The 423-nt window shown below is 54.1% G+C and carries 1 rRNA gene; it reads left to right on the top strand.

The features are described from left to right. Positions 1-406 (top strand): 16S ribosomal RNA (locus tag NE473_RS30310); the annotation flags it as partial. Positions 407-423 lie beyond the last annotated feature (17 nt).

The following is a 423-nucleotide window of genomic DNA, read 5'->3' as shown; positions in this document are numbered from 1 at the left end:
GAGTCGGGCACTCTGGGGAGACTGCCAGGGATAACCTGGAGGAAGGTGGGGATGACGTCAAATCATCATGCCCCTTATGATTTGGGCTACACACGTGCTACAATGGCGTAAACAAAGGGAGGCAAAGGAGCGATCTGGAGCAAACCCCAAAAATAACGTCTCAGTTCGGATTGCAGGCTGCAACTCGCCTGCATGAAGCTGGAATCGCTAGTAATCGCGAATCAGAATGTCGCGGTGAATACGTTCCCGGGTCTTGTACACACCGCCCGTCACACCATGGGAGTTGGTAACGCCCGAAGTCAGTGACCCAACCGCAAGGAGGGAGCTGCCGAAGGCGGGACTGATAACTGGGGTGAAGTCGTAACAAGGTAGCCGTATCGGAAGGTGCGGCTGGATCACCTCCTTTCTAAGGAAGAAGAAGTA

Source organism: Hungatella sp. SL.1.14 (genome assembly GCF_024460495.1).
Taxonomy (GTDB): domain Bacteria; phylum Bacillota; class Clostridia; order Lachnospirales; family Lachnospiraceae; genus Hungatella; species Hungatella hathewayi.
This window is presented reverse-complemented; position numbering and strand designations above follow the sequence as displayed.